Origin of the sequence: Bordetella genomosp. 11, from assembly GCF_002261215.1 — a bacterium.
Lineage (GTDB): Bacteria > Pseudomonadota > Gammaproteobacteria > Burkholderiales > Burkholderiaceae_B > Bordetella_C.
The window spans coordinates 3,786,493-3,810,528 of record NZ_NEVS01000004.1; the positions used below are offsets into that span (position 1 = coordinate 3,786,493).

Annotated in this window: 25 protein-coding genes and 1 tRNA gene; 15 read left to right on the plus strand and 11 right to left on the minus strand. The window is 65.1% G+C overall.

The window, feature by feature from the left end:
• Window positions 1–25: 25 nt before the first annotated feature.
• The gene (locus CAL28_RS24655) at window positions 26–760 is read left to right on the plus strand and encodes an IclR family transcriptional regulator (RefSeq protein ID WP_094843774.1); all 735 of its coding nucleotides are present in this window, start codon (window positions 26–28) and stop codon (window positions 758–760) included.
• 60 nt (window positions 761–820) lie between these two features.
• On the opposite strand, the gene CAL28_RS24660 is transcribed toward CAL28_RS24655, so the two are convergent.
• Window positions 821–2,002, minus strand: a complete 1,182-nt coding sequence (locus CAL28_RS24660) for an MFS transporter (protein ID WP_094843775.1) — start codon at window positions 2,000–2,002, stop codon at window positions 821–823.
• A gap of 137 nt (window positions 2,003–2,139) precedes the next feature.
• Between CAL28_RS24660 and CAL28_RS24665 the strand changes: the two genes are divergently transcribed.
• Both CAL28_RS24665 and CAL28_RS24670 read left to right on the plus strand, forming a co-directional pair.
• Complete coding sequence (locus CAL28_RS24665; protein ID WP_094843776.1) at window positions 2,140–2,661, plus strand: winged helix-turn-helix transcriptional regulator; 522 nt, start codon at window positions 2,140–2,142, stop codon at window positions 2,659–2,661.
• 164 nt (window positions 2,662–2,825) lie between these two features.
• Window positions 2,826–3,761 carry a YihY/virulence factor BrkB family protein gene (locus CAL28_RS24670; RefSeq protein WP_094844832.1) on the plus strand — a complete coding sequence of 312 codons (936 nt, stop codon included), beginning with the start codon at window positions 2,826–2,828 and terminating at the stop codon, window positions 3,759–3,761.
• 12 nt (window positions 3,762–3,773) lie between these two features.
• Here CAL28_RS24670 and CAL28_RS24675 read toward each other — a convergent pair whose 3' ends face one another.
• Window positions 3,774–4,220 carry an SRPBCC family protein gene (locus CAL28_RS24675; protein WP_094843777.1) on the minus strand — a complete coding sequence of 149 codons (447 nt, stop codon included), beginning with the start codon at window positions 4,218–4,220 and terminating at the stop codon, window positions 3,774–3,776.
• Between the two features lie 622 nt (window positions 4,221–4,842).
• Between CAL28_RS24675 and CAL28_RS24680 the strand changes: the two genes are divergently transcribed.
• The 3 genes from CAL28_RS24680 to CAL28_RS29850 all read left to right on the plus strand — a co-directional run bounded on the left by CAL28_RS24680 (window position 4,843) and on the right by CAL28_RS29850 (window position 7,056).
• Window positions 4,843–5,685, plus strand: a complete 843-nt coding sequence (locus CAL28_RS24680; protein WP_094843778.1) for an AEC family transporter — start codon at window positions 4,843–4,845, stop codon at window positions 5,683–5,685.
• Window positions 5,686–5,721: 36 nt separating this feature from the next.
• A protein-coding gene (locus CAL28_RS24685) for an IS3 family transposase (RefSeq protein WP_407922726.1) occupies window positions 5,722–6,857 on the plus strand; the annotation gives its coding sequence in 2 pieces (ribosomal slippage) (window positions 5,722–5,977 and window positions 5,977–6,857; 1,137 coding nt in all).
• A 25-nt stretch (window positions 6,858–6,882) separates the two neighbouring features.
• Entirely contained in the window at window positions 6,883–7,056 is a 174-nt protein-coding gene (locus CAL28_RS29850; protein ID WP_176464100.1) for a hypothetical protein, read from the plus strand.
• Window positions 7,057–7,232: 176 nt separating this feature from the next.
• Here CAL28_RS29850 and CAL28_RS24690 read toward each other — a convergent pair.
• The 4 genes from CAL28_RS24690 to CAL28_RS24705 form a co-directional block, all read right to left on the minus strand.
• A tRNA-Val gene (locus CAL28_RS24690) sits at window positions 7,233–7,307 on the minus strand.
• Between the two features lie 131 nt (window positions 7,308–7,438).
• Window positions 7,439–8,191, minus strand: coding sequence for a DNA polymerase III subunit epsilon (gene dnaQ / locus CAL28_RS24695; protein ID WP_094843779.1), 753 nt, complete (start codon window positions 8,189–8,191; stop codon window positions 7,439–7,441).
• Between the two features lie 166 nt (window positions 8,192–8,357).
• Entirely contained in the window at window positions 8,358–8,828 is a 471-nt protein-coding gene (gene rnhA / locus CAL28_RS24700; protein ID WP_094844833.1) for a ribonuclease HI, read from the minus strand.
• Window positions 8,829–8,972: 144 nt separating this feature from the next.
• Window positions 8,973–9,746, minus strand: coding sequence for a class I SAM-dependent methyltransferase (locus CAL28_RS24705; RefSeq protein ID WP_094843780.1), 774 nt, complete (start codon window positions 9,744–9,746; stop codon window positions 8,973–8,975).
• Between the two features lie 16 nt (window positions 9,747–9,762).
• Here CAL28_RS24705 and gloB point away from each other — a divergent pair, with 16 nt between their 5' ends.
• The 3 genes from gloB (at window position 9,763) to fabI (ending at window position 13,059) form a co-directional block, all read left to right on the plus strand.
• On the plus strand, window positions 9,763–10,599 hold the full coding sequence (gene gloB / locus CAL28_RS24710; protein WP_094843781.1) for a hydroxyacylglutathione hydrolase: 837 nt from the start codon (window positions 9,763–9,765) through the stop codon (window positions 10,597–10,599).
• 7 nt (window positions 10,600–10,606) lie between these two features.
• Window positions 10,607–12,028, plus strand: a complete 1,422-nt coding sequence (locus CAL28_RS24715) for a transglycosylase SLT domain-containing protein (protein WP_094843782.1) — start codon at window positions 10,607–10,609, stop codon at window positions 12,026–12,028.
• A 248-nt stretch (window positions 12,029–12,276) separates the two neighbouring features.
• Entirely contained in the window at window positions 12,277–13,059 is a 783-nt protein-coding gene (gene fabI, locus CAL28_RS24720) for an enoyl-ACP reductase FabI (protein ID WP_094843783.1), read from the plus strand.
• A 78-nt stretch (window positions 13,060–13,137) separates the two neighbouring features.
• On the opposite strand, the gene CAL28_RS24725 is transcribed toward fabI, so the two are convergent.
• The 3 genes from CAL28_RS24725 to CAL28_RS24735 form a co-directional block, all read right to left on the minus strand.
• Complete coding sequence (locus CAL28_RS24725; protein WP_254926220.1) at window positions 13,138–14,211, minus strand: tripartite tricarboxylate transporter substrate binding protein; 1,074 nt, start codon at window positions 14,209–14,211, stop codon at window positions 13,138–13,140.
• A gap of 11 nt (window positions 14,212–14,222) precedes the next feature.
• The gene (gene nadC, locus CAL28_RS24730; RefSeq protein ID WP_094843784.1) at window positions 14,223–15,152 is read right to left on the minus strand and encodes a carboxylating nicotinate-nucleotide diphosphorylase; all 930 of its coding nucleotides are present in this window, start codon (window positions 15,150–15,152) and stop codon (window positions 14,223–14,225) included.
• A gap of 218 nt (window positions 15,153–15,370) precedes the next feature.
• Window positions 15,371–16,366, minus strand: a complete 996-nt coding sequence (locus tag CAL28_RS24735; protein WP_176464101.1) for an NUDIX hydrolase — start codon at window positions 16,364–16,366, stop codon at window positions 15,371–15,373.
• A 233-nt stretch (window positions 16,367–16,599) separates the two neighbouring features.
• Here CAL28_RS24735 and CAL28_RS24740 point away from each other — a divergent pair, with 233 nt between their 5' ends.
• Entirely contained in the window at window positions 16,600–17,625 is a 1,026-nt protein-coding gene (locus CAL28_RS24740) for an aldo/keto reductase (protein WP_094843785.1), read from the plus strand.
• Window positions 17,626–17,676: 51 nt separating this feature from the next.
• Here the strand turns inward: CAL28_RS24740 and CAL28_RS24745 are convergent, their stop codons facing one another.
• Together CAL28_RS24745 and CAL28_RS29625 are read right to left on the minus strand one after the other, a co-directional pair.
• Window positions 17,677–18,408 (minus strand): TetR/AcrR family transcriptional regulator, encoded by a 732-nt coding sequence (locus CAL28_RS24745; RefSeq protein ID WP_176464102.1) that lies wholly within the window; start codon window positions 18,406–18,408, stop codon window positions 17,677–17,679.
• A 15-nt stretch (window positions 18,409–18,423) separates the two neighbouring features.
• Window positions 18,424–18,708 (minus strand): hypothetical protein, encoded by a 285-nt coding sequence (locus CAL28_RS29625; protein ID WP_141218244.1) that lies wholly within the window; start codon window positions 18,706–18,708, stop codon window positions 18,424–18,426.
• 11 nt (window positions 18,709–18,719) lie between these two features.
• Here CAL28_RS29625 and CAL28_RS24750 point away from each other — a divergent pair, with 11 nt between their 5' ends.
• From CAL28_RS24750 to CAL28_RS24770, 5 genes are all read left to right on the plus strand, one after another.
• The gene (locus CAL28_RS24750; RefSeq protein ID WP_141218245.1) at window positions 18,720–18,953 is read left to right on the plus strand and encodes a hypothetical protein; all 234 of its coding nucleotides are present in this window, start codon (window positions 18,720–18,722) and stop codon (window positions 18,951–18,953) included.
• Window positions 18,950–20,413, plus strand: coding sequence for an amidase (locus tag CAL28_RS24755; protein ID WP_094843788.1), 1,464 nt, complete (start codon window positions 18,950–18,952; stop codon window positions 20,411–20,413). Before CAL28_RS24750 ends, CAL28_RS24755 begins: the two co-directional genes overlap by 4 nt.
• Window positions 20,414–20,495: 82 nt before the next feature.
• Window positions 20,496–22,100: an ABC transporter substrate-binding protein gene (locus CAL28_RS24760; RefSeq protein ID WP_254926221.1), complete on the plus strand. Its 1,605-nt coding sequence runs from the start codon at window positions 20,496–20,498 to the stop codon at window positions 22,098–22,100.
• Between the two features lie 28 nt (window positions 22,101–22,128).
• Window positions 22,129–23,052: an ABC transporter permease gene (locus CAL28_RS24765; protein WP_094843789.1), complete on the plus strand. Its 924-nt coding sequence runs from the start codon at window positions 22,129–22,131 to the stop codon at window positions 23,050–23,052.
• Between the two features lie 52 nt (window positions 23,053–23,104).
• On the plus strand, window positions 23,105–23,974 hold the full coding sequence (locus CAL28_RS24770) for an ABC transporter permease (protein ID WP_254926328.1): 870 nt from the start codon (window positions 23,105–23,107) through the stop codon (window positions 23,972–23,974).
• Window positions 23,975–24,036 lie beyond the last annotated feature (62 nt).

A 24,036-nucleotide genomic window follows, 5' to 3' on the forward strand; every position in this document is an offset into this window, starting at 1 on the left:
CCCTTTACACCCTCCCTTCCCGGCCATGCCGCGCAAATCCGCCGTTCCCTCCCTTGCAGACCGCAATGCCGCCGAAGGCGGCGTCGCGGCCGTGGACCGCGCCCTGTCCGTCCTTGGGGTGTTTTCGGCCAGCACCCCGCTGCTGGGCCTGGCGGAAATCGCCACGCTGACCGAGATGCACAAAAGCACCGTGCTGCGGTTGCTGGCCTCGCTGGAGCACGCGCATCTGGTGCGGCGCCAGCCCGATGGCCGTTATGCGCTGGGGGCGGGCATCGTGCGCCTGCACCAGGTCTACGCTGCGTCCTTCTCGCTGGAATCGGTCATCATGCCGGCGCTGCGCGAACTGGTCGCGCAGACCAAGGAAAGCGCGGCCTTCCACGTGCGGCAGGGAGACCGCCGCCTCTGCCTGCATCGTGTCGACTCCCCTCGCCCGGTGCGCGACCACATCCGGCCCGGCGACCTGCTGCCGCTGGATCGCGGCGCCGGCGGACGCATCATCACCGCCTATTCCGGCGCCCCGGGCGCCATGTATGCCCGCATTCGCCGTGAGCAGGTCGTGGTCCTCGTGGGCGACCGCATCCCGGAAATCGCCGGCGTCGCGGCACCGGTCTTCAATCCGGATGGCGAACTGCTGGGCGCCATCACATTGACCATGCCCACGGACCGCTTCAGTGCCGACTACGACAAGCCCGTCAAGCAGGCCGCGCGCAAGCTGACGAAAATGCTGGGCGGCGAATACCCCGCGCCGCCTGGCGATTAAGACGCGGCGGCGCACAGCGCAGTCGCCACCGCGGCGAGCCCGCGCTCGGGTCGGCAGCGCTCAGGCCGGCGCGCCCGATGCGCGCGCGGGGTTGGCCGCGCCCAGGGCGATATGCCGCGTCGCCAGCTCGGAAACGATCAGCGCGGCCGCCAGCAGTGTCGCGGCCACGAAGCCGACATCGCCGACCCCCAGCAACTGGATGGTGCCCGCGCCTATCAATCCGGCTACCGAGACGCCGATGTAAGTGGCAGCCGTATTCAAGCCCAGCAGCACCGGCGCGACAGACGGCGCCAGGGTCACCAGGCGATGCTGCTGCGGCACCAGCAGGCCCCAGCCACACCCGCCCCACACCGCGATCGCCACCGCCGCCGTCCATACATTCGCGCCGGTCCAAGGCAGTAGCGCGATATCGGCCACCAGGATCGTCAACATCGTTACCAGGACCTTGCGCGAGCCTATCGTGTCGATCAGGCGTCCCGCCACCAGATTCGACAGCGTCCCGGCCGCGCCCCAGATCACCAGAAGCAGGCCCAGCACGGCCGCGCTCCCCCCTACCGCGCGTTCGAACACCACCGCGAAGTAGGTGTAGACGGTAAACAGCCCGCTCATCGCCAGCAACGTAGTCGCCAGCGTCAGGCCGACGCGCCTATCGGCCAGCGGTGCCAGGCGCTTGCGCAGGCCGATTGCCGGCGGCAATGGCATCGCCGGCAGCAATCTCCATACGCCAAGGAACGAGCCCGCGCCCAGCGCGGAGACGAACACCATGGTCCACCGCCAGTCGCCCACGCCGCCGATCACCGCCCCGATGGGCGAGCCCAGCGCCGTCGCCGCCGTCAGGCCGGCGACGATGATGGACAGCGCATAGCCGCGCCGCTCGGGCACCACCAGCATGGAGCCCGCGCCGGTTGCCGTGGGCGAGAACATCGCCGCGCCCAGGCCGGCCAGCATCCGCGTCAGCAAGGCCAGCCCGAAGCTGGGCGCGACCGCCGTGGCAAGGTTGGCGACCACGAATAGCCCCAGGCCCGATAACAGCAGCCGCTTGCGCGCCACCCCGGCCGCCAGCGCGGCGATGGTCGGCGCCAGCAACGCGTAGGTAATGGCATAAACGGTCGTCATCTGCCCGGCGGCGCCGATGCCGACGCCAAAGGTCTGCGAAAGCTGGGGCAGGATGCCCGCGACGACAAAGCTGTCGGTTCCCAGCGCGAACATGCCCAGGGCCAATACAAGGAGGCGGCGATCCATGGCTCGAATTCCTGAAAGGGAGTCATTTAGTTTCGTGACGAAACTATATGGCGGAACTATAAACCGCCAAGTTTCGTGAAACAACTATCCTGGCCAACAAAGTTGCTTCACAAAACTTTAAGTGGTAAAAAAACGCCATGTACCGAAAACGCTTCACCGGCATGAACTGCACCATTGCCCGCGCCCTGGACGAGGTCGGCGAATGGTGGAGCCTGCTCATCATTCGCGAGTGCACCCAAGGCACGACCCGCTTCGATGAGTTCCAGCGCGAGCTGGGCATCGCCCGCAACGTCCTGGCCGCGCGCCTGGAGCGCCTGATCGAAGCAGGCATCATCGAACGCTTCCCCCTACAGGACCGCGCCAATACCGACGGCTACCGGTTGACCCAAAAGGGAGAAGAGCTCTACCCGGTACTGATCGCCCTGAAGCAATGGGGCGACGATTGGCTGGCGCCCGACGGCAAAGCCCCGCTGGAGCTGGTGGATGAGAAAACCGGCGACCCCATAGAAAGGATCTCCGTGCATGGCAAGGACGGCACCCCCTTGTCCTTCCGCGATTTACGTTTCCGGCCCGGCCCGGGGGCCACGTCGACCACCGCGCGCGTGATCGAGAACCGCAACCAGCGGATATTGGGACAGGACAAGGACAGAGACGCGTAGCAGCGCGGGCGCAACATCGCCCGGCAGTCCGTCGAGGCGCCGCCGCGGTAGTGCTGTGGCGCTCCGTGCTGGGAACGGCGGCACTGGCGAACTCGGCGCGGGCGCGGCGCCCCGCGGCACAGGGCTTGCGCCATGCGCGCCGGAGCAACCGCGCGGAGCCTGCCATGCATATCAAGCGCTTCTTCGGCCTGGCCAAAAAAGCGGTCAACGCATGGCTTGATCACTATGCGCCCAGCATGGGCGCCGCCATCGCCTTCTATACCGTCTTCTCCCTGGCGCCGCTGATCATCATCGTCATCGCCGTGGCCGGCTTCTTCTGGGGCCGGGACGCCGTGCAGGGACAACTGTTCGAGCAGATCAATGCCCTGGTCGGCCCGGACGGCGCGAAAGCCGTCGAAAGCGTGGTCCAGGGCGCGCAGGAACCCAAGCAGGGCATCGCCGCCACCGTCATCAGCGTGGGGGTCCTGGTCGTCGGCGCGACCACGGTGTTTTCGGAATTGCAAAGCGCCCTGGACCGGATCTGGGAAGTCCCCGTGGACAAAAAGCAATCCGGCATCTGGAACATGATCCGCGCGCGCCTCTTGTCGCTGGGCCTGGTGCTGGCGCTGGCCTTCCTGCTAATGGTCTCCCTGGTCGTCAGCGCGATGCTCAGCGCTTTGGGAGGCTGGGCCACAGGCCTGATGCCGGGATGGGAAATCCTGCTGCAGGTCATCAATACCGCGGTGGCCGTGGCCATCATGACCGTGCTGTTCGCGCTGATCTACCGCTTCATGCCGCGCGCGTCCGTCGCGTGGCACGACGTATGGACGGGCGCCGTGGTGACGGCCGTATTGTTCGAAATCGGCAAGTTCCTGATCGGCCTGTACCTGGGCAAGGCTTCCGTCGCGTCCTCGTACACCGCCGCCGGCTCGTTGATCGTCGTGCTTATCTGGGTGTACTACGCCGCGCAGGTCTTCCTGCTGGGCGCCGAATTCACCTGCGTGTACGCGAACGAACACGGCTCGCGCCGAGACCTGGCAAACGCGCCGCCCCCGAACGCGCCGGATACTTTTGGCCAGATGCCGCGCGCCGCGGGAGCCAGCGGCATCCATAAGCGCTGAACGAGTCTCCCATCATTCCGGAATGTCCGGCTCGACCAGCTTCGCCAACTGCGCCAGCGACTCCTGCCACCCCAGGTAGCACATCTCCACCGGAATGACCTCCGGCAGTCCTTCCTGCAGGATATTGAGCTCGGTGCCGCAAGCCACCTGGCGCAACGAAATAGTCGCCTGCATCGTGCCAGGCAGATTCGGATCGTCGAACCGGTCGGAATAGCGGATCTTTTCGTTGGGCACCAGCTCCAGATACTCGCCCCCGAAAGAGTGGCTATTGCCCGTGCCGAAATTGCGGAACGACATCTTGTACGTCCCGCCGACCTTGGGATCCATGTGGTGGACCTGGCATGTGAAGCCGTAAGGCGGTATCCATTTCGCGATCGCGTCCGGCTCCAGGAAAGCACGGTAGACGCGCTCCGGGGGAGCACGCAGGACACGATGGAGTTTGACGGTTCCGGTAGCCATATGGTTTGCCTCTTCGTAGCGGTAGGTGATGGTTGCATCAGAACGACGCTTCAATCTCGCCGAAATCGACAGGGGGCATGATCAGTGAAAACCCTTAACGACGCCTATCCGATGCGCCGTATCCGCATCCAGGCGGTCGGCTTATGCCGACCGATGCCGCATCCATTGCTCCCCCCACGTCGTCGAAGCAACGCCAGAGACGATTTCGGAGCCGTTGCCCAGCCCATAAAGCAACGTGGAAGGCAATCTTGCGGAAACCCAGAATCCGGCAGAATAAAAAAGGCCGGAAATAAAAATCCAAAGAAAAACCGGACATTTGCCGGCAATTACTTTCTCTCGGAATTGCGCGGATGGTCGGATTTTGTCCGAAAACCTCGCTTGCCTTGAGTCGTAAAACTTCTCGGTGAGAAGATCTTGCGTTCGACTTCAATCGCTTGCGCGGATCACCATGGCAGGCACGCAATACGACAGCCTTATCACCCAGATCGATGCCGCAAAATTAGAAAAAAAACCCGTTCGAACATTTCGAGATAGGCAACTTTCTTCCTGCTACTCAAGGGTTTCGATTCCGTTCGCGCGGGAGAATCGGTAAACCGTTGGCGGCGCGCCAGACAATGCCCACATGAATTTCTCGCAGCACTCTCTCGTCATCACGTGCTCGATCTTCTCGCTCATCGTAGTCGGCTTCGCGATTTCCAGGATCACCAAGAGAAGCTACTCTTCACCCCTTGGCGACTACGCGTATTTTCTTGCGCTTCCAGCAGAGATCGTCATTTCCCTTTCGGGCGCGGATATCGGTTCCGTCTCGGAAAGCTCGATTTTCCTGCTGGCTTATGCGCTGAGCATCGCGGTTATCTGGGCAGCCATCGCTTGCGCGTATACCATGAAGTTCCGCGAATCGCGGAACGAGATAGGCATGGCGCTGCTTTCAATCGGCCAAACGAATACGGCATTTCTCGGGCTTCCGATATTTATCGTGTTGTTCGGTTCCCCCAGACTGCTGCTTCCGATCATCCTGTTTCAGTCGCTCATTCTTACCGCTATCTGCGTTTACCTGATGGAGGCACTTGGATCAAGGGCGCGGAAAAGATCAACACTCGAAAATTTCTACCGCCCCCTTTGGGCGTCGTTTAAAAATCCTTTGATAGTCTCCTCGTTCCTGGGCGTCGGACTCGCGCTGTGCGGCGTAAGGATCACCCAGGAAGAGATTATCGGCAGTGCGCTTCACATGATTTCCGCAACAGCCGCCCCGATCGCGCTGATTGCTCTGGGCGCCTCTTTCAATGAAGAGACCGCCTCATCCCTGGGCATATCGCGCTCTTTGGAAGTCGTGTCCGGCATATTCATCAAATCCCTCCTGCATCCCGCCGTGGCCTTGCTGATCGGCTACTTGCTTGGACTGCGTGGCGAAACGCTGCTGGCGTTGATTCTGGTGACCTGCCCCCTCCCAGCCGTACCAGCGTAATGGCAGCGAAGTCCGTCAACTTGGAGAATGACGGACATGAGAAAGAGCAGATTTACCGAGGAGCAGATCATCGGTTTCATCAAGCAGGCCGAGGCCGGTTTGCCGATCAAGGATCTGTGCCGCAAAGGCGGCTTCAGCGACGCGACCTTCTACAAATGGCGTGCCAAGTACGGTGGGATGGACGTGCCCGACGCCCGGCGGCTGCGTGAACTCGAGGCCGAGAACAACAAGCTCAAGAAGCTGTTGGCAGAGGCCCATCTGGACATCCACGCGCTGAATACGGCCTTCGGGGTAAAGCGCTAGCCCCACAGGCCAAGCGCGCGGCCATCGCCACCATGATCGAGCAATGCGATCTGAGCGAGCGGCGCGCCTGCAGGCTTGTGGGGCTCTCCCGCGACAGCTACCGCCACCCACCCGAGACCGATGCCATGACCCAAGAGCTCAGCAGCAAGATCGTCGAGATCGCGCATGCACGCCGGCGCTTCGGCTATCGGCGCATCCACGACATGCTGCGCCCGCACTTCCCGGCTGTGAACCACAAGCGCGTCTACCGCCTGTACAGCGCCGCCAACTTGGCGGTGCGCAAGCGCAAGAAGGTCAAACGCCCCGCCAACGAACGCGTGCCGCTGCAACTGGCCACGACGGTCAATGAGGTGTGGAGCATGGACTTCGTCAGCGACAGCCTGAGCACGGGACGGCGCATCAAGTGCTTGACCGTGGCCGATGACTTCAGCCACGAGTGCGTGAGCATCTCGGTGGACTGGGGAATCTCGGGGCAATACGTTACGCGACTGCTGGATCAAGCGGCCGTGTTCAGGGGCTACCCGCAGGCCGTGCGCACCGACAACGGTCCGGAGTTCACCAGCCGGGCCTTCATGGGCTGGGCGCAGGCCCACGGCATCCGTCACATCCTGATCGAGCCGGGACGCCCCATGCAGAACGGCTACATCGAGAGCTTCAACGGCAAGTTCAGGGACGAGTGCCTGAACGAGCAGTGGTTCGAGACGCTGCAGCAGGCCCGGTCGGCCATCACGCTCTGGCGCCAGGACTACAACGAGGTCCGCCCGCATAGCAGCTGCGGGCGAATGCCACCGGCCAAGTTCGCCGAGCTGCATCGCCAGCGCGCTGGCGATGCAGCTCAAACCAGCTCAACCACCATCGAGATCAACTAATCTTGCAACCCCGGACTTCCTCGTTATGAATGGCACGGCAAAAGGGGGCAGGTCACTGGTGGCGGCCATGCCCTCGCCCAAAAATACCTTCATCCTTGCGAAGGCATACGGCTTCGATGCCACCAAGTACAACTACATCCTTCTTGGCACCACCACGCTCTCTTGCGTCGTTGTCAATGGGCTTGTCTGGTGCGCCTGAGAAATACCGTGTCTCCAATACGCTGACAGGCAAGCCCGCAGTAGCGCCGGCAGCAAGCTTCTCATATGCATCAGCTCATGAATGCGCCCTGGCCCATCGGAGTTATTCAGGCCAGAAACGAAAAAAGCCGGCATTTGCCGGCAATTTTTTCTCTTGGGTTTTCCTCTCGGGATTCCTGGTGGGCGGTACTGGGTTCGAACCAGTGACCCCTGCCGTGTGAAGGCAGTGCTCTACCACTGAGCTAACCGCCCAAGAGAGACAGCGATTCTAGCATGTGGTTTTCCGAAGGCGCAAATCGGGGGCATTGCGTGACCATGGCCGGCGAATGCGACGAAGCGGCATCCCCCGCCAAAGGCCGATAATCGAGCCGACCTCGCGCGAGTTACGCCGCCTGGCTTTCCGCCGGGGCGGCGACGGGCGCCGGCGCCGGATCCCATTGCCGCCACAGGCAGGCACCGCCGACGGACTTGTCCAGCGCGCCCAGATAGGCCTCGTGTTCCGCCAGCTCCTCCGCCGTGGCCCGGATAACAGGCAGCCCGGACGCATCGAAGCGGCCCAATACCAGGCCATCCGCCCCGCTCTTGCCTTCGGACTCGTCAACGTCGATCAGCAGCGCGTCCTGGCCGCGCGTCATGGCCAGCCAGACTTCGCCCAGCAGCCGCGCATCCAGCAAGGCACCGTGCAATGTGCGGTGCGCGTTGGAAATACCGTACCGCTCGCACAGCGCATCCAGCGAATTGCGCTTGCCCGGATGCAGTTCGCGGGCGTGCATCAGCGAATCCGTGATCGTGGCGCAGATCTCTTGCATCGGCGAGCGGCCGATCCGCGCCAGCTCGGCGTTCAGGAATTTGGTATCGAAGGCGGCGTTGTGGATGATGATTTCCGCACCATCCAGGAAGCGCGTCAGCTCGTCCGCGATATCCGCGAATCGGGGCTTGTCGGCCAGGAATTCGGTGGTCAGGCCGTGCACCGCCAAGGCTTCCGGGTCGCTTTCGCGGTCCGGATTCAGGTACACGTGCATGGTGTTGCCCGTGACCATGCGATTGACAATTTCCAGGCAGCCGATCTCGACGATGCGATGGCCCTGGGATGGTTCCAGGCCGGTGGTTTCGGTATCGAGAATGATCTGGCGCATGTGTAAGGCGGGAAGTGCAAATAGTCCGGAAGATGCGGCCCGACTCCAAGGCGGGAATCGGTGGGCGGTCCGGAACCGCGCGCACGCGCGGCCACGAACGGGATGGCCGTTAGTGTACCTGTCCGGGCAGCGCCCGGTGCGGCGGTACCGGCCGGCGCCGTGCCCGCTACGCCGCGCGGCCCCGCCGTGCCTCTTCCACGCCCAGGTTGGCCAGTTGGTCCGCCCGTTCGTTGCCGGGATCGCCCGCGTGGCCGCGTACCCAGCGCCACGACACGCGGTGGCGCGAGACCTGCTCGTCCAGCGCGCGCCACAATTCCGCGTTCTTCACGGGTTTCTTGTCCGCCGTGACCCAGCCGCGCCGCTTCCAATTGGCCAGCCATTCGGTCATGCCTTTCATGACGTACTGCGAATCCGTGTGGATGGTCACGGTGCAGGACCGCTTCAGGGCGGTCAGGCCCTGGATCACCGCCATCAGCTCCATGCGGTTATTGGTGGTCGCCATTTCGCCGCCGTGCAAGGTTTTCTCATGGGCGCCGGAGCGCATGAGGACGCCCCAGCCGCCAGGCCCGGGATTGCCCTTGCATGCACCGTCCGTCCACAGTTCCACGACTTCCTGCGTGGCATCCGCGCCCGCCATACCGCCTTCATTCATCTGCTGTTCCTGCCAGTGTTCCTGTTACCGCCATCGCGCGGGGCCGCCGATGCGAGGCGATAAGAATATTCCATGCATATCCGCACGGGGGGACGGGAGGATATCCCGAAGCCATCGCCCGCGGCGCCCTCAGACCGGCCCCACCGGCCCGGAGCGGTGATTCGCCACCACGGACGCAGCCGCGGCGGGCTTGCGCTTTTGTTTCCACGCCGGGCCGATCAATCGCATGCCCGCCACGCGCTTGACGGCCGACACCATGTACACCGCCCCACATACCGCCCACCAGCGGTCGCCGGCCTTTTCCATGAAACGCCAGCGCTGCAGCCAGATATCGGTCTGGCACGCGGGGGCGTAGCAGCCGAAACGGCCCCGGTCGACCTCGAAGGAGAGCAGTTTCAGCCAATCCTTGACCCGGGCCAGCGAGACCTGCGCCGAAGGGGCGTGCGGCAGCCACGGCTCCATGCCGGGCATGCGGTTGCGCGCGCCCCAGAGGCTCCAGGGGTTGAAACCGGAAATCACGACGCGCCCTTCCGGCATCAACACCCGCTCCACCTCGCGCAGCACGTCATGCGGGGCGTCCGTGCATTCGAAGGCATGCGGCAGCACCAGCAGGTCGATACTCTGCGACGCGAAGGGCAGCGCGTGCGGATCCGCCAGCGTGCAGGCCTGCCACCGCGCCACGACATCGGGCTCCGGCATGACCGTGCCCACGTAGGCCTTGAAGGGCATGCGGTTGTTGCGCAGCAGGTCGAGCTCCGCCAGACCCACTTGCAAGGCGTTATAGCCGAACACATCGGCCACCACGGCATCGAACTGGGTTTGCTCCCAACGCAGCACATATTGGCCGGGCGGCGTTTGAAACCACTCGGCCAGTTCTACAATCGGCGCACTATCTTCTGCCACGCTATGGGTTCCTTTGATGACGCAAGCCACCTCCGCCCCCGCAGACGTCGATGTGCCCGGACCTTCCTCGTTCTCTTCACTGCTGCCGGTGCCGGCGTTCTCCGACAACTACATCTGGATGGCGCGCCGGCAGGGGCTGGCCGCGGTGGTCGACCCCGGCCAGGCCGAGCCCGTGCTGCGCGTCCTGCGCGAGCAAGGCTTGCAATTGCGCGCCATTCTACTCACGCACCACCACCAGGACCATGTCGGGGGCGTGCTGGAATTGTCGCTCGCCACGGGGGCCGTCGTATACGGCCCGGCGAACGAGGCCCTGCCGCGCTGCGATATCGCGCTGAAGGAAGGGGACCGCGTCGAGATCGCCGAGCTCGACCTGTCGATGGATGTGCTGGACGTTCCGGGCCATACGGCCGGCCATATTGCCTATTTCGGGCGTGTTGCGGGCGTGGAACCGGTACTTTTCTGCGGGGATACCCTATTCGCCGGCGGATGCGGACGGCTTTTCGAGGGCACCCCGGCCCAAATGGCGGATTCCCTGGGGAAATTCGTAACATTACCGGCTGAAACACAAGTTTGCTGTGCACACGAGTACACTCTTGCCAACTTGCGATGGGCACAGGCCGTCGATCCGGCCAACCGCACCCTGCAACAGTGGTACCAGCGGGCCCAGCAACTGCGCGAGCAAGGCCGTCCCACGCTTCCCTCGTCCATCGGGCTGGAGCGGGACACCAATCCATTCTTGCGCACCCGGCAAGTTGAAATTACCCAAGCTGCCGCGGCACAAGCCGGGCGTTCGCTAAACTCGCCTGTCGAAGTATTCGCCGTACTTCGCGAATGGAAAAACAACTTCAAGTGACCCATCGATGAAATTGTTCCGGCTCATCTTTCCCGTCGTGTTGGCCGTACTGGCCGGATGCGCGGGAACGACGCACAAACAGACACCGCTACAAGCCGCCGATCTCGACACCCAGCAACCCGGATATCCGACCCGCTATGTCGCCACGGTCACGTCACGCACCATCGACCTGACCCACCCGCCGCGCGACGTCTGGGACCGCATCCGCCGCGGTTTCGCCATCCCCAACCTGCACAACGCGCTGGTCGATCAATGGACCGACTACTACGCCTCGCATCCGGAGGCGATGCAGCGCATGGCGGAACGCGCTGGCAAGTACCTTTACTTCATCACCGACGAAATCAACCAGCGCGGCATGCCTACCGAGCTGGCTTTGCTGCCTTTCGTGGAAAGCGCCTACAACCCGAAGGCGCTGTCGCGCGCCCAGGCCTCCGGCCTGTGGCAGTTCGTGCCCGCCACCGGCCAGCACTACAACCTGAAGCAGGACTGGTGGCGCGACGAGCGCCGCGATCCGATCGCTTCGACCAACGCCGCGCTGGACTACCTGGAAAACCTGTTCGAAATGCAGGGCGACTGGTACCTGGCCCTGGCCTCCTATAACTGGGGCGAAGGCGCCGTGCAACGCGCGATGGCCAAGAACGAAGCGGCGGGCCTGCCCACCGACTACCTGTCGCTGCAGTTGCCGGACGAGACCCGCAACTACGTGCCCAAGCTGCAGGCGATCAAGAACATCGTCGCCAATCCGGCGAAATACGCGGTCGTGCTGCCTCCGGTAAGCAATACCCCTTATTTCGCCACGGTGCAGAAGAACCGCGATATCGATATCGAGGTCGCCGCGCGCCTGGCCGAAATGCCCGTGGACGAATTCAAGGCGTTGAATCCCTCGTTCAACCGGCCGGTGATCCGTGGCCAGCAGGAGTCCATGATCCTGCCCGCAGACCGGGTGGAAATCTTCAACGCCAACATGGAGAACTACAAGGGCGAGCTCTCCAGCTGGAAGGTCTACCAGCCGCAGCGCGGCGACACCTATGCATCGATCGCGCGCCGCTTCGGGATCACCGAAGCCAAGCTCAAGGGCCTGAACGACATCCCGGCGCGCGAGAAACGCATCGCGGCGGCCCGGCACCTGCTGGTGCCGGCCCGTGGCGGCGTGCAGGTCGCCTCGCTGGAGGCGATCGGTCCGGCCGGCGAAAATCCGGCGCAGCGCGGCTCCGTGCGGTCGGCCACCGCCCAGATGGCATCGGCCAAGATGGCCGCGCCGCGGCCCAATGTGCGCCAGCACAAGGTCAGGGCCGGCGATACCCTTTATTCCCTGGCGCGCCAGTACAGCACCACGGTGGACGCCTTGCGCGCGCTGAACAACCTGAAGGGCAGTGCCTTGAAGGTGGGCAGCATTCTGCGCGTGCCCGGCACCAACGTGCGCGGTTGATCGAACCGTGCCGCGCGGCCCCGCCGCGCCAGACCCGACGCCGGCCTTCGCGCCGGCGTTTTTGTTGGCCTTCGCCGCACGATGGCATGCCAGCAGGGCTTGGCCGGGGCAGGCCGCGCCGGTCTGGCCGGACCGGCCCGGATGCCCCACGGCGGGGCCGGCGAGGTCGCGCGGCATGGGCGTGGGGCGCCTCCCGCGGCGTTCACCTAAAATAGCGCTTTCAGGTTTCAGTCTCGAGGATTCGACACATGGGCTTTCTTGCCGGCAAACGCATACTGGTCACGGGTGTGCTGTCCAACCGCTCCATCGCCTACGGCATCGCCCGGGCCTGCCACCGCGAGGGCGCGGAGCTGGCCTTTACCTACGTCGGCGATCGCTTCAAGGACCGGGTCACCGAATACGCCGGTGAATTCGGCAGCGATATCGTGCTGGCTTGCGACGTCGGCGACGACGCGCAGATCGACGCCGCCTTCGGGCAACTGGGCGAGCGCTGGGACGGCCTGGACGGCCTGGTGCACTCCATCGGCTTCGCCCCGCGCGAGGCGATCGCGGGCGACTTCCTGGAGGGTCTGTCCCGCGAAGGCTTCCGCATCGCCCACGACATATCGGCCTATAGCTTCCCGGCCATGGCCAAGGCGGCGCTGCCGCTCATGAAAGGCCGCAACGGTTCGGTGCTGACGCTGACCTACCTCGGCGCCGAACGGGTCGTTCCGAACTACAACACCATGGGGCTGGCCAAGGCGTCGCTGGAAGCCAGCGTGCGCTACCTGGCGACGGCGCTGGGTCCGCTGGGTATCCGCGCCAATGGCATTTCGGCCGGGCCGATCAAGACCCTGGCGGCCAGCGGCATCAAGGACTTCTCGTCCATCCTGAAATTCGTCGAGAGCAACGCGCCCTTGCGCCGCAATGTCTCCATCGACGATGTCGGCAATGTCGCCGCGTTCATGCTGTCGGATCTGGCGGCTGGCGTGACCGGCGAAATCACGCACGTGGACGCGGGCTTTTCCACCGTCGTCGCCGGCATGGAGTAACGGGCCGGGCCATCCCCGCATGGCCCGAATGCCTTGGACCCGCGGGCGCACACACTGCGCTCGCGGGCCGGGCGCCCGTCAGTCGGCGTGCAGGCCGATACGCGCGGTCAACTTACTGAAGCGATCGATGTCGTTATCGATCAGGGCCTGGAATTCCGCCGGCGTGCTGGCCGTCGGGCTGTAGCCCAGTTGCAGCAAGGCCTGGCGGATGTCGGCGCGGTTCATGATGGCGGCCACCGCCGCGTTCAGCTTCGCGACGATCGCCGGCGGCGTCGCCGAAGGAACCAGTAGCCCGTGCCACTGGTCCAGCGAATATCCCGGATATCCCTGTTCCGCGACCGTCGGCACCGTCGGCAGGACCTCCGTGCGTTCGGGCGAGGTCACCGCCAGCGCGCGCAGCTTGCCCGATGCCAGGAAAGGCGCCGCGCTGGAGGCCGTCACGATCCCCATGCCGACCTGGCCCGACAGCAGGTCCGTCAACGCCGGGCCGCAACCCTTATAGGGTACGTGCTGCAGCAAACGGCCACTGGCAATGCGCAGCATCTCGCCAGCCAGATGCTGCGGCGTACCGTTGCCGCACGACGCGTAGTTCAGTGCCTTGCCGCCCTTCCCCGCCGCCGCCATGGCATCCGCAAGGTCATGGAAAGGCGACGATGCGGGCACCGCCAGCACGGAAGGCACGAAGGCCACGTTGATCACGCCCTTCAGATCGTGCTTGGGGGAAAACGGCAGGTCACGGTACACGCCGGGGTTGATGGCGTACGAACTGTTGACCATCAATAGCGTATAGCCGTCCGGCGCGGCTTGCGCCACCTCGCGCGCGCCGATATTGCCGCTGGCGCCCGGCCGGTTTTCCACGATGACGGTCTGGCCCAGGTCATGCTGCAAGACCGCGCCCAGCCGGCGCGCCAGCAGGTCGGTGCCCCCACCCGGCGGAAAGGTGACGATGATGGTAATCGGATGGGAAGGATAAGCGCGCGCGGCGGCATCGGCCGCGATCGAGGCGACGCTATCGGGTTGCTGCTTGACGGCCGGGCTTCCCGCGGCACGTAGCCATCCGGCGGCCGCCAGCAAGGCGGCCGCGGCCAGCATCGCGCCGCGCACGCGCCGGGCGACGGTACGGCGCTGCGCGCGCCGCTGCAAGGTATCCATGATCGGCTCCGTCACGCGTCCAGGCCGATGTCCAGCACCTGCACGCTATGCGTGATCCAGCCGATGGCGATCAGGTCCACGCCCGTGGCCGCGATGGCGGGCGCCGTAGACGGCGTGACGCCGCCAGAGGCTTCGGTGACGGCGCGACCCTTGGCCATGGCGACCGCCTGCCGCAGCTGGTCCAGCTCCATGTTGTCCAGCAGCACGACGTCCACGTTCAGGCTCAATGCCTCTTCCAGCTGGGCCAGCGTGTCGACTTCGAGCTCGATCTTGACCAGGTGGCCCGCGGCGGCACGCGCGCGCTCCACCGCCGGACGGATCCCGCCGGCCAGGGCCACATGGTTGTCCTTGATCAGCATCGCGTCATCCAGCCCGAAGCGATGATTGCTGCCACCGCCGACCCGCACGGCGTACTTCTGCAGCGCCCGCATGCCGGGCAGCGTCTTGCGCGTGCACGTGACGCGCGTTCCATACGGCCGGATGGCATCCGCGATGGCCGCCGTCGCGGATGCGACGCCGCTCAGATGGCACAACAGATTCAGCGCCGTGCGCTCCGCGGTAAGGATGCCTCGCGCGGGGCCCGACACAACGGCGATTTCGTCGCCAGGTTGCAGGCGCGTGCCGTCATGCATGCCCGGCAATACTTCGATGCGGGGATCGGTCAGCGTGAACGCCATGCGCGCCAGATCCAATCCCGCCAGCACGCCGGCCTTGCGGGCCACCAGGCGCAAACGGGATCGCGTGTCCGGATCGACGATCGCATCGGTGGTGATATCGCCGGCACGGCCCAGGTCCTCCAGCAGCGCGGCGCGCACCACCGGCTCCAGCATCACGGCCGGCAAAGGAGAAGGCCGGCGCCATGCATCGATACCCGGCTGCGCGATGGACGAAGAAACCTCGGCGGGCGAGGCAGCGCCTCGCGGTAATATGCTTATGCTCATTTTGAGTATTAAATCGGCGGAAGGAAGCGATGGACTTATACTATTTCTGAGCATAATGCACTGTCAACGCTTTTTTTGCGGCGCCGCCCGTCCGGCGCGCACGGTACTCGAGGACGTGAGCGCGCCCTTCCCGCTATCGCAGTGCGGCAAAAAGCGGCGCATTCCGCGCCCGTTTTCCTATAGCCGGCTCGTTTGTGCCGCGCGGCAAGATGCCGCGCTCACACCAGATGCGGTTCCCGCGCGAGGGGCAGCTTGCTGCCCGAAATCGCGCGCTCCAGCATCACGTCGCGGCGAAAACGGAACAGTTTGGCGGGCCGCCCGGCGGTGCCGCTGGTCATGCCGCCGGTCTCTTCGACCAGTTCCTGCTGCTCGATCAGGCGGCGGAAATTCTGCTTGTGCAATCCCCGCCCGGCCAGCGCCTCGACCGTCTGCTGCAATTGCAGCAGGGTGAATTCCTCGGGCATCAATTCGAACACCACGGGCCGGTACTTGATCTTGGCCCGCAGCCGCGCGATGCCCGTGGCCAGGATGCGCCGATGATCGTGGATCATCGGCGTGCCGGGCAATGCCGGGCGGACCGGACGCCGTCCGGCCTCGGGCACCAGCCCGGCCTCGTACAACAGCTCGTAGCGCTGCAGCACCATGTCCTCGTTCCAGGCCGCCCCATCCAACCCGAAGGTAATGGCGGCGCGATCATAGCGGCGGCCACGCTGGGCCGCCGGTCCGCCGGTAGCCCAGGCGCGCAGGCGGGGCTCGATCACCGACGCGACGAAAGGCGCGGCGCCATCGCGCCGGTCCTCCCATGGGAAATAGCGGTACCAGCTCTGCCAGCCCACCCCGTCCGCGCCGGTATGGGCCTGCTCCCGCGTCAGCCCCAGGTAGCTGATCGAAATGATGCGCGTATCGGCATGATCGGCGCGGTCGCTATCCGCGAAGGTATATAACTGTTCGACATAGCCCAAGGGATGGTGCGTGCGTGCCTCTACCCAGGCGCGCAGGCCGGCCTGCAAGGACCGATGGGCCGACTGGAACGGACCGGCCGGCAGCGCGCGGGCATCTTCCGTCGTCAGCACGCGCGGCTGGCCATCGGTGACCGCCACCAGGACGGCAACCAGTTCGGCGGAGACACGGCTTTCGATGGATTCGGTCAAAGGGTCGACAGGGAAAGGCAGTCGGGCGCGCGGGGCGCGATGGAGATACAACCCTGGACGCATCGCTCCCGGCGGGGGCCGCCAGCGCGAGCGCTTTCCAGGCCACGGCATTATACGGGGCCGTCATGGCGCAAAACATGGCGAGCGCCGCGCCGGCGATTGTTGACCTCGGCGAACAAGTGTTTCATGGCGGACAGGGTTACTCCCCGGGCGCGCCTGCCCGACAATGCCTGTTTGCGACGCGCCGGCCTGGCGGCCGGGCGCGCGTTTCGTGAACTTTTCCGTAGGGGCTATACATGGAATATCGACATCTGGGTGCATCGGGATTCAAGGTTCCCGTATTGAGCTTCGGCACCGGCACGTTCGGCGGCAAGGGCGAGTTGTTCGAGGCCTGGGGCAAGACCGACGTGGCCGAGGCGCGTCGGTTGATCGACATCTGCCTGGACGAAGGCGTCACGATGTTCGACACCGCCGACATCTATTCGCGCGGTGCCTCCGAATCCATCCTGGGCGAAGCCATCAAGGGCCGGCGCGACAAGGTCATCCTGTCCACCAAGGCAACCTTCCGCTTCGATGACGAACCGAACAATGTCGGTTCGTCGCGCTTTCACCTGATCCGCGCGGTCGATGACGCGCTCAAGCGCCTGGGCACGGACTATATCGACCTGTTCCAGCTGCACGGCTTCGATGCCCGCACGCCGGTCGAGGAAGTGCTGTCGACTCTCGATACGCTGGTACGCGCGGGCAAGATCCGCTACACCGGGGTGTCGAATTTTTCCGGCTGGCACCTGATGAAGTCGCAGGCCGCGGCCGACCGCTACGGCTACCCGCGCTATGTGGCCAACCAGACGTATTACTCGCTGATCGGCCGCGACTACGAATGGGAGCTGATGCCGCTGGGCGTGGACCAGGGCGTGGGCGCGGTGGTGTGGAGCCCGCTGGGTTGGGGCCGCCTGACCGGCAAGATCCGCCGCGGCCAACCGCTGCCCGCGACCAGCCGCCTGCACAAGACCGCCGACTACGGCCCGCCGGTACCCGACGAGTATCTGTACCGCGTGGTGGACGCGCTGGACCAGGTGGCCGCTGAGACTGGCAAGACCATCCCGCAGATCGCGCTGAACTGGCTGCTGCAGCGTCCCACCGTCAGCACCGTGTTGATCGGCGCGCGGGACGAGACCCAGCTGCGACAGAACCTGGGCGCGGTCGGCTGGAACCTGACGGCCGAACAGGTGGCCAGGCTGGACGAAGCCAGCACCGTGAACCGCGCCTATCCGTACTGGCACCAGGCCGGCTTCGCGGAACGCAACCCCTTCCCGGTCTGAGCGCCGCGCGCGTGCGGCGAGACGCGGCATGCCGCCGCGCGCCGCGCGCCGCTAGGCGCCCGAACCGGCCGTCCATACCGCCGGGGCGCCGATGCCCAGCACCGCGATCCCCAACAATTCCCGCAAGATCAGCTCGTCGTCGTTCAGGTCTATCATGCCGCCCGTGCCCGCCAGGACCTGGAACTTGCGCGATAGCGGGTCGCAATTGGCAAGCAGGTGCATGGCGGAGCCGCGCACGAACTCGTAGCGCCAGATGATTTCCGCGCGGCTGTAGCGCGGCAGGGTCTGCGCCAGCGCATCGATGAAGATCTGCGCATAGCCGTCCAGGTGCCGCGCCACGAAAAGCGTGTAATCGCTGTCTGGGACGGCGCGCAGATGGTGCTCCATACGCACGAATAGCCGGCCGCCGTCTTCGCCGCGCTCGCAACCGATCAGCGGCCGCAACAGGCTTTCCAGAATGACCGGAATGGGCAAGGGCCCCTCGCCGAAGCGCAGCCGCGCTTGCTCCAGGCGGATGCGGCGCTCGATGTTGACCGGTTCCATGACCGAAAGCAGCACGGATTTGACCAGGGCGTCCTTCGATCCGTAGTAGTAATGAATGGACGCCACATTGACACCGGACGCGTCGCAGATGTCGCGCACGGTCGTGTTGAAGGGCCCGGTGCGGGCGATCAATTCCTTGGCGACGCGCAACAGGCGATCCGGGACCGGGATCTCCATGGCATCTTCGCCGCGGATCTCTCCGCTGGCTTCCGATAGGCCCGCGGCGTGGGCGTCCGTCATGTCGTCCTCCATCGATCAATCAATTGTTTTAATTTGCTTCAAAGCGGGCTTGCGCGAGAACAGCGATTCCAGCATGCAAGTCCATGATATCTCTTCGAGATTCCGGATTCTCGCACGCTTTTTCCCTGCACCGCCAGTTTGCTGCGGCGCACTAGGATTTACCACTACCGCGCGATTTTGGCCTTGACGCCCCTGGGGACCGTTCCTAGAATCAAACAACTGTTTTATCTGCACGACATGCGCTAAGGTGTTGAAAACAAATGGAATGCCGCCTTCCACGCGGCATATCCATGCACTCAAGGGGCTTTTCCATGTCAGAAACATCGGTGTTATCCGAGGTGCCACCGCGCCCGGAAGACTTGCAGATCCTGGCAGCCCACGCCGGCCTGCCGCTTTCCCCGACCCTCCTTGCCGAACTGGCCGACGCGTGGCGCTATATCGCGCCCATGCTGGGCCGCATCCGGCGCGAGCGCCCCTTCTCGGATGAGCCGGCGCATACCTTCGTGCCGACGGTCTTCCAGGCGACCGGCAAGGAGACGACATGAGCGGCGACCCTGCCTTTCTGACCATCGCGGAGGCCAGCCGCCTGATCGCCGACAAGGCCCTGTCCCCGGTGGAGCTGGCCGAAGCCTGCCTGGAACGCATGGAGGCCGTGGATGCCGTCCTCTGCAGCTACATCACCCCCACGCCCGAACTCGCGCGCACGCAGGCCCGCGCCGCCGAAGCGCAGATCATGCGCGACGGCCCGCGCGGGCCATTGCACGGCATTCCCTATTCACTGAAGGACATCTACGAAACGGCGGGAATCCGCACCACGGGCCAATCCCGCTCGTTGGCGGACTATGTGCCCGCCCACGATTGCCCCGCGCAACGGGCGCTGAACGCCGCCGGCGGCGTTCTACTCGGCAAGACCACGACGTGGGAGTTCGCGCACGGCGGGCCCTCATGGGATGTCGTGGCGCCGCCCGCGCGCAATCCCTGGAATACCGCCCGGCATCCCGCGGGCTCATCATCCGGATCCGGCGCCGCCATCGCGGCGGGACTGTGCCTGGCCAGCATGGGATCGGACACCGGAGGCTCCATTCGCATGCCCGCCGCCGCCTGCGGCATCGCGGGGATAAAGCCTACCTATGGCCGGGTCAGCCGCCGCGGCGTGCTGCCGAACTCGTTCAGCCATGACCACACCGGGCCGATGGCCTGGACTTCCGAAGACCTGGCGATCCTGCTGGCGGCGGTCGCGGGCCACGATCCGCTCGATCCCGGCAGCGCCGATCGGCCCGTGCCCGACTACCGCGCCGCACTGTGCGGCCATGCAAAGGGATTGAAGATAGGCGTGCCCTGGGCCTGGATGGAACAGGAGGCACCGATTTCGGCGGGCTCGCGCCAGGCGCTGGACACGGCGCTGGAGGTCCTGCGCGGCCTCGGCGCCACCGTGCAGCCGATCGCGCTTCCGTCCCTGCTGGCCTACAACGATTGCAAGCGCGTGATCGCGATGTCGGAGCTGTTCTCCATCCACCAGCAGACACTGCGCACCCAGCCCGACCTGTTCGGAGCCAGCCTGCGCTACCGCATCATCGGCGGCGCCCTCCTGCGCGCCGAGGACTATGTGCAGGCCATGCGCATGCGCGCCGAACTCGCAGCGGCCACACAGGCGGCCTTTGACGACGTCGACGTGATCGTGACGCATTGCGCGGAACCGGCGGGCAAGCTGGAACCGACATCGCCTCACTGGATGTTCACGCACCCCAACTACACGACGCCCTTCAATACGTCGGGCAACCCTGCCCTGTCGGTATGCAACGGGTTCGACGCGGACGGCATGCCTTTCTCGCTGCAGATCGCCGGCAGGCTCTTCGACGAAGCCACCGTGCTGCGCGTGGGCGACGCCTATGAAAAGGCAACCGCCTGGCGCGCGCGCCGCCCGGATATCGCGGCGCTGACCACCGAAGCCGCCGCTTGCCGCGCGGCCGGCACCGGAACGACCGCCGAATTTTCCGCGGCATAGACAGGCTTTCCACTTTTCGTGCTGTATCCGCCATACGTCGGCGCGCCCATGCGCCACGGCGAATATCCACCGGAGATGCGCCTTGATACTGAAGAAACTCGCGGCCCCGCTTGTGGCGGCCTCTCTCGTCCTGTTCACGGCCCAGCCGGCGCGCGCCGAAATGGTGCTGCGCGTAGCGACCACCATGTCGGACATTCCCTTGACCACAGGCCAGCCCAGCCAGGGTGGCGAAGGCATGCGCTTCATCGGCTTTACGCTTTATGACGCCCTGATCCGCTGGGATCTATCCAAGGCGGACCAGCCCGCCAAGCTGGTACCTGGACTGGCGACCAGTTGGTCCGTCGACGACGCCACCCATACGAAGTGGACATTCAAGCTACGGCCCAACGTCAAGTTCCATGACGGCTCCACCTTCGATGCCGAAGCGGTGGTGTGGAATCTGGACAAACTCCTGAAGCGCGACGCGCCGCAGTTCGACCAGGCGCAGGCCACGCAGGCCAGCCAGTACGTGTCCGGCATTGCCTCGTACCGCGTGGTCGACCCCATGACGGTGGAGATCACGACCAAGTCCGCCGACGCGGTGTTCCCGTATCTGATCGCCGACGTGATGATTTCCAGCCCCGCCCGCTACAAGGAGCTGGGCGGCGACTGGACCAAGGTCGCGTCGAAGCCCTCCGGCACGGGGCCGTGGATGCTGGACAAGCTGGTGCCGCGCGAACGCGCCGAGCTGATTCGCAACCCCAATTACTGGGACCCGCAGCGCGTGCCGAAGTCCGACCGCATGGTGTTGCTGACCATGCCCGATTCGAATACGCGCGTTGCCGCGCTGCTTTCCCGCCAGGTCGACTGGGTGGAAGCACCGCCGCCCGACACCATTCCGCGCCTGAAGGAAGCCGGGATGCAGATCGTCACGAACATCTATCCGCACAACTGGCCCTACCAGCTCAGCTACTCCGAGGGTTCGCCGTTCCGCGACATCCGCATCCGCAAGGCGGCCAACCTGGCGATAGACCGCCAGGGCCTGGTGGACTTCCTGGGCGGCACCGCCATTGCGTCGGAGGGCATGGTAGACCCCAAGCATCCCTGGTTCGGCCACCCGAACTTCAAGTTGCGCTACGACCCGGACGAAGCGCGCCGCCTGATGAAGGAAGCCGGCTACAGCCCGCAGCACCCCCTGCACGTGAAATTCGCGATCTCCACGTCGGGGTCGGGACAGATGCAGCCGCTGCCCATGAATGAATTCGTGCAGGAGAACCTGAAAGCCGTCGGCTTCGACGTCGAATTCGAAGTGATGGAGTGGGAGGCCCTGCGGGCGCGGCGCCGCGCGGGATCGGACGCGCCGGAGAACAAGGGCGTCGACGGCATCAACAACAGCTTCGGCTACTGGGATCCCGACATCGGGTTGATCGGTACGTCGTGGTCGAAGATGCGTCCTCCTGCCGGCTACAACTGGGGCGGCTTCAGCGACAAGGAAGCCGACGAACTCGCCGCCAAGGCGAAGGTGGAGTTCGATCCCAAGAAGCAGGACGCCCTGCTGGCCCAGCTGCACACGCGCATCGTCGACCAGGCCATGTGGATATGGGTGGTCCACGACCTGAATCCGCGCGCGCTCGCGCCGAACGTCAAGGGTTTCGTCCAGGCACAGAGCTGGTTCCAGGACCTGACGCCCGTATACCTGCAGAAGTGACCACACCGCCTACACGGAGGATCGTGCCATGCTGCGTTATCTGCTACGCCGGCTGTTGTACACCCTGCCCATCGCCATCGGCGTTTCGCTCGTCTGCTTCGCGCTGGTGCACCTGGCGCCGGGCGACCCGATCAGCGCCGTCCTGCCCGAAAATGCCTCGCCCGCGGTCATCCAGGAAATTCGCGCGGCGTATGGCTTCGACAAGCCGCTGCCTGTCCAGTATTTCATTTGGCTGGAGCGCGTGGCCACCGGCGATCTGGGCACGTCGATCAAGACGGGACGACCGGTGCTATGGGAAATCGCGCCCGCGATACGCAACTCGATGCTGCTCGCCAGCGTGGCCATCGCGCTTGCCTTCGTCGGAGGCTGCACCCTTGGCGCGCTGGCCGGCTATACCCGGCGGCCCACCGTGGACCGCGCCGTGACGGCGTTGGCGGTTACCGGTGTATCGCTGCCGCACTACTGGCTGGGCATGGTTCTGATCGTGCTGTTTTCGGTGCAGCTGCGCTGGCTGCCCGCCACCGGCATGGGGCCGCCGGACATCGCGCATCTTGTTCTTCCGGCGGTCACGCTGTCCGTCATCCCCATGGGCATCGTCGCCCGGTCCGTGCGCGCCGCGGTCGGCGAAATCCGCAAGCAGGAGTTCGTGCAGACGCTGTATGCCAAGGGGCTGAGCGGCAGGCGCGTGCTCGCGCACGTCGCGAAGAATGTGGCGCCCGCCGTGATGGCGGTCATGGGTCTGCAATTCGCGCAGATGCTGGGCGGCTCGATCCTGGTGGAAACCGTCTTTGCGTGGCCCGGTACGGGCTTCCTGCTGAATGCGGCGATCTTTACGCGCGACCTGCCCATCCTGCAGGGCACGATCCTGGTACTGGCGATGCTGTTCGTCCTCACCAACCTGGTCGTGGACATCCTGCAGATGCTGGTGGACCCCCGCGTCAAGCGCGCTTGAAGGAAACGCCATGAGCGAAAACACCGCTTCCCTATCCGGCATTGCCCGTCCGATGGTTTCGCAGGAAAGCTTTCGCCGGCCCAGCCGCGGCTACTGGCATACGGTGGGGCGGCGGCTGTCGCGCGACCCCGTGGCCATCGGATGCGCGGTGATCCTGCTGGCCATTATTGCGCTGGCGATCGCCGCGCCATGGCTGGGGCTGGACGATCCCTACAAAATGAGCATGATCCGGCGCCTGAAGCCGCCGGGCTACCAGGGCCACCTGCTGGGCACGGACGAACTGGGCCGCGACATGCTGTCGCGCCTGATCTACGGCGGCAGGCTTTCGCTGTTCACGGGCTTCGCTCCCGTCGTTCTCGCGACGCTGATCGGCGGGACGCTGGGCATCGCCGCCGGCTTTGCCGGCGGCCGCTGGAACATGGTCATCATGAGACTGATCGATGTGTTCTATGCCTTCCCTTCCGTGCTGTTGGCGGTGGCGATCTCGGGCGCCCTGGGCGCCGGATTGCTCAACAGCCTCGTATCGCTCACGCTGGTGTTCATCCCGCCCATCGCCCGCATCGCCGAAAGCATAACGACCCAGGTGCGCGAGCAGGATTTCGTCGAAGCGGCGCGCGCCACCGGCGCGTCGGCCCTGCGCGTGGTTCGGGGACACGTGCTGTCCAACGTGATCGGGCCCATCCTGGTCTACGCGTCGAGCCTGATCAGCGTAAGCATCGTGATTGCTTCCGGACTGAGCTTCCTGGGACTGGGCGTCAATCCGCCGAACGCGGAATGGGGGCTGATGCTGAATACGCTGCGCCAGGCGATCTACGTCACGCCCCTGAACGCCATCCTGCCCGGGATCATGATCTTCGTCACCTCCATGTGTTTCAACCTGATGAGCGATGGCCTGCGCAGCGCCATGGACGTCAAGGCCTGAGAGGAGTCCGCCATGTTCGCACGCTTCAGAACCCGCGGCGAAACACCGCCGTCCGACGCCTT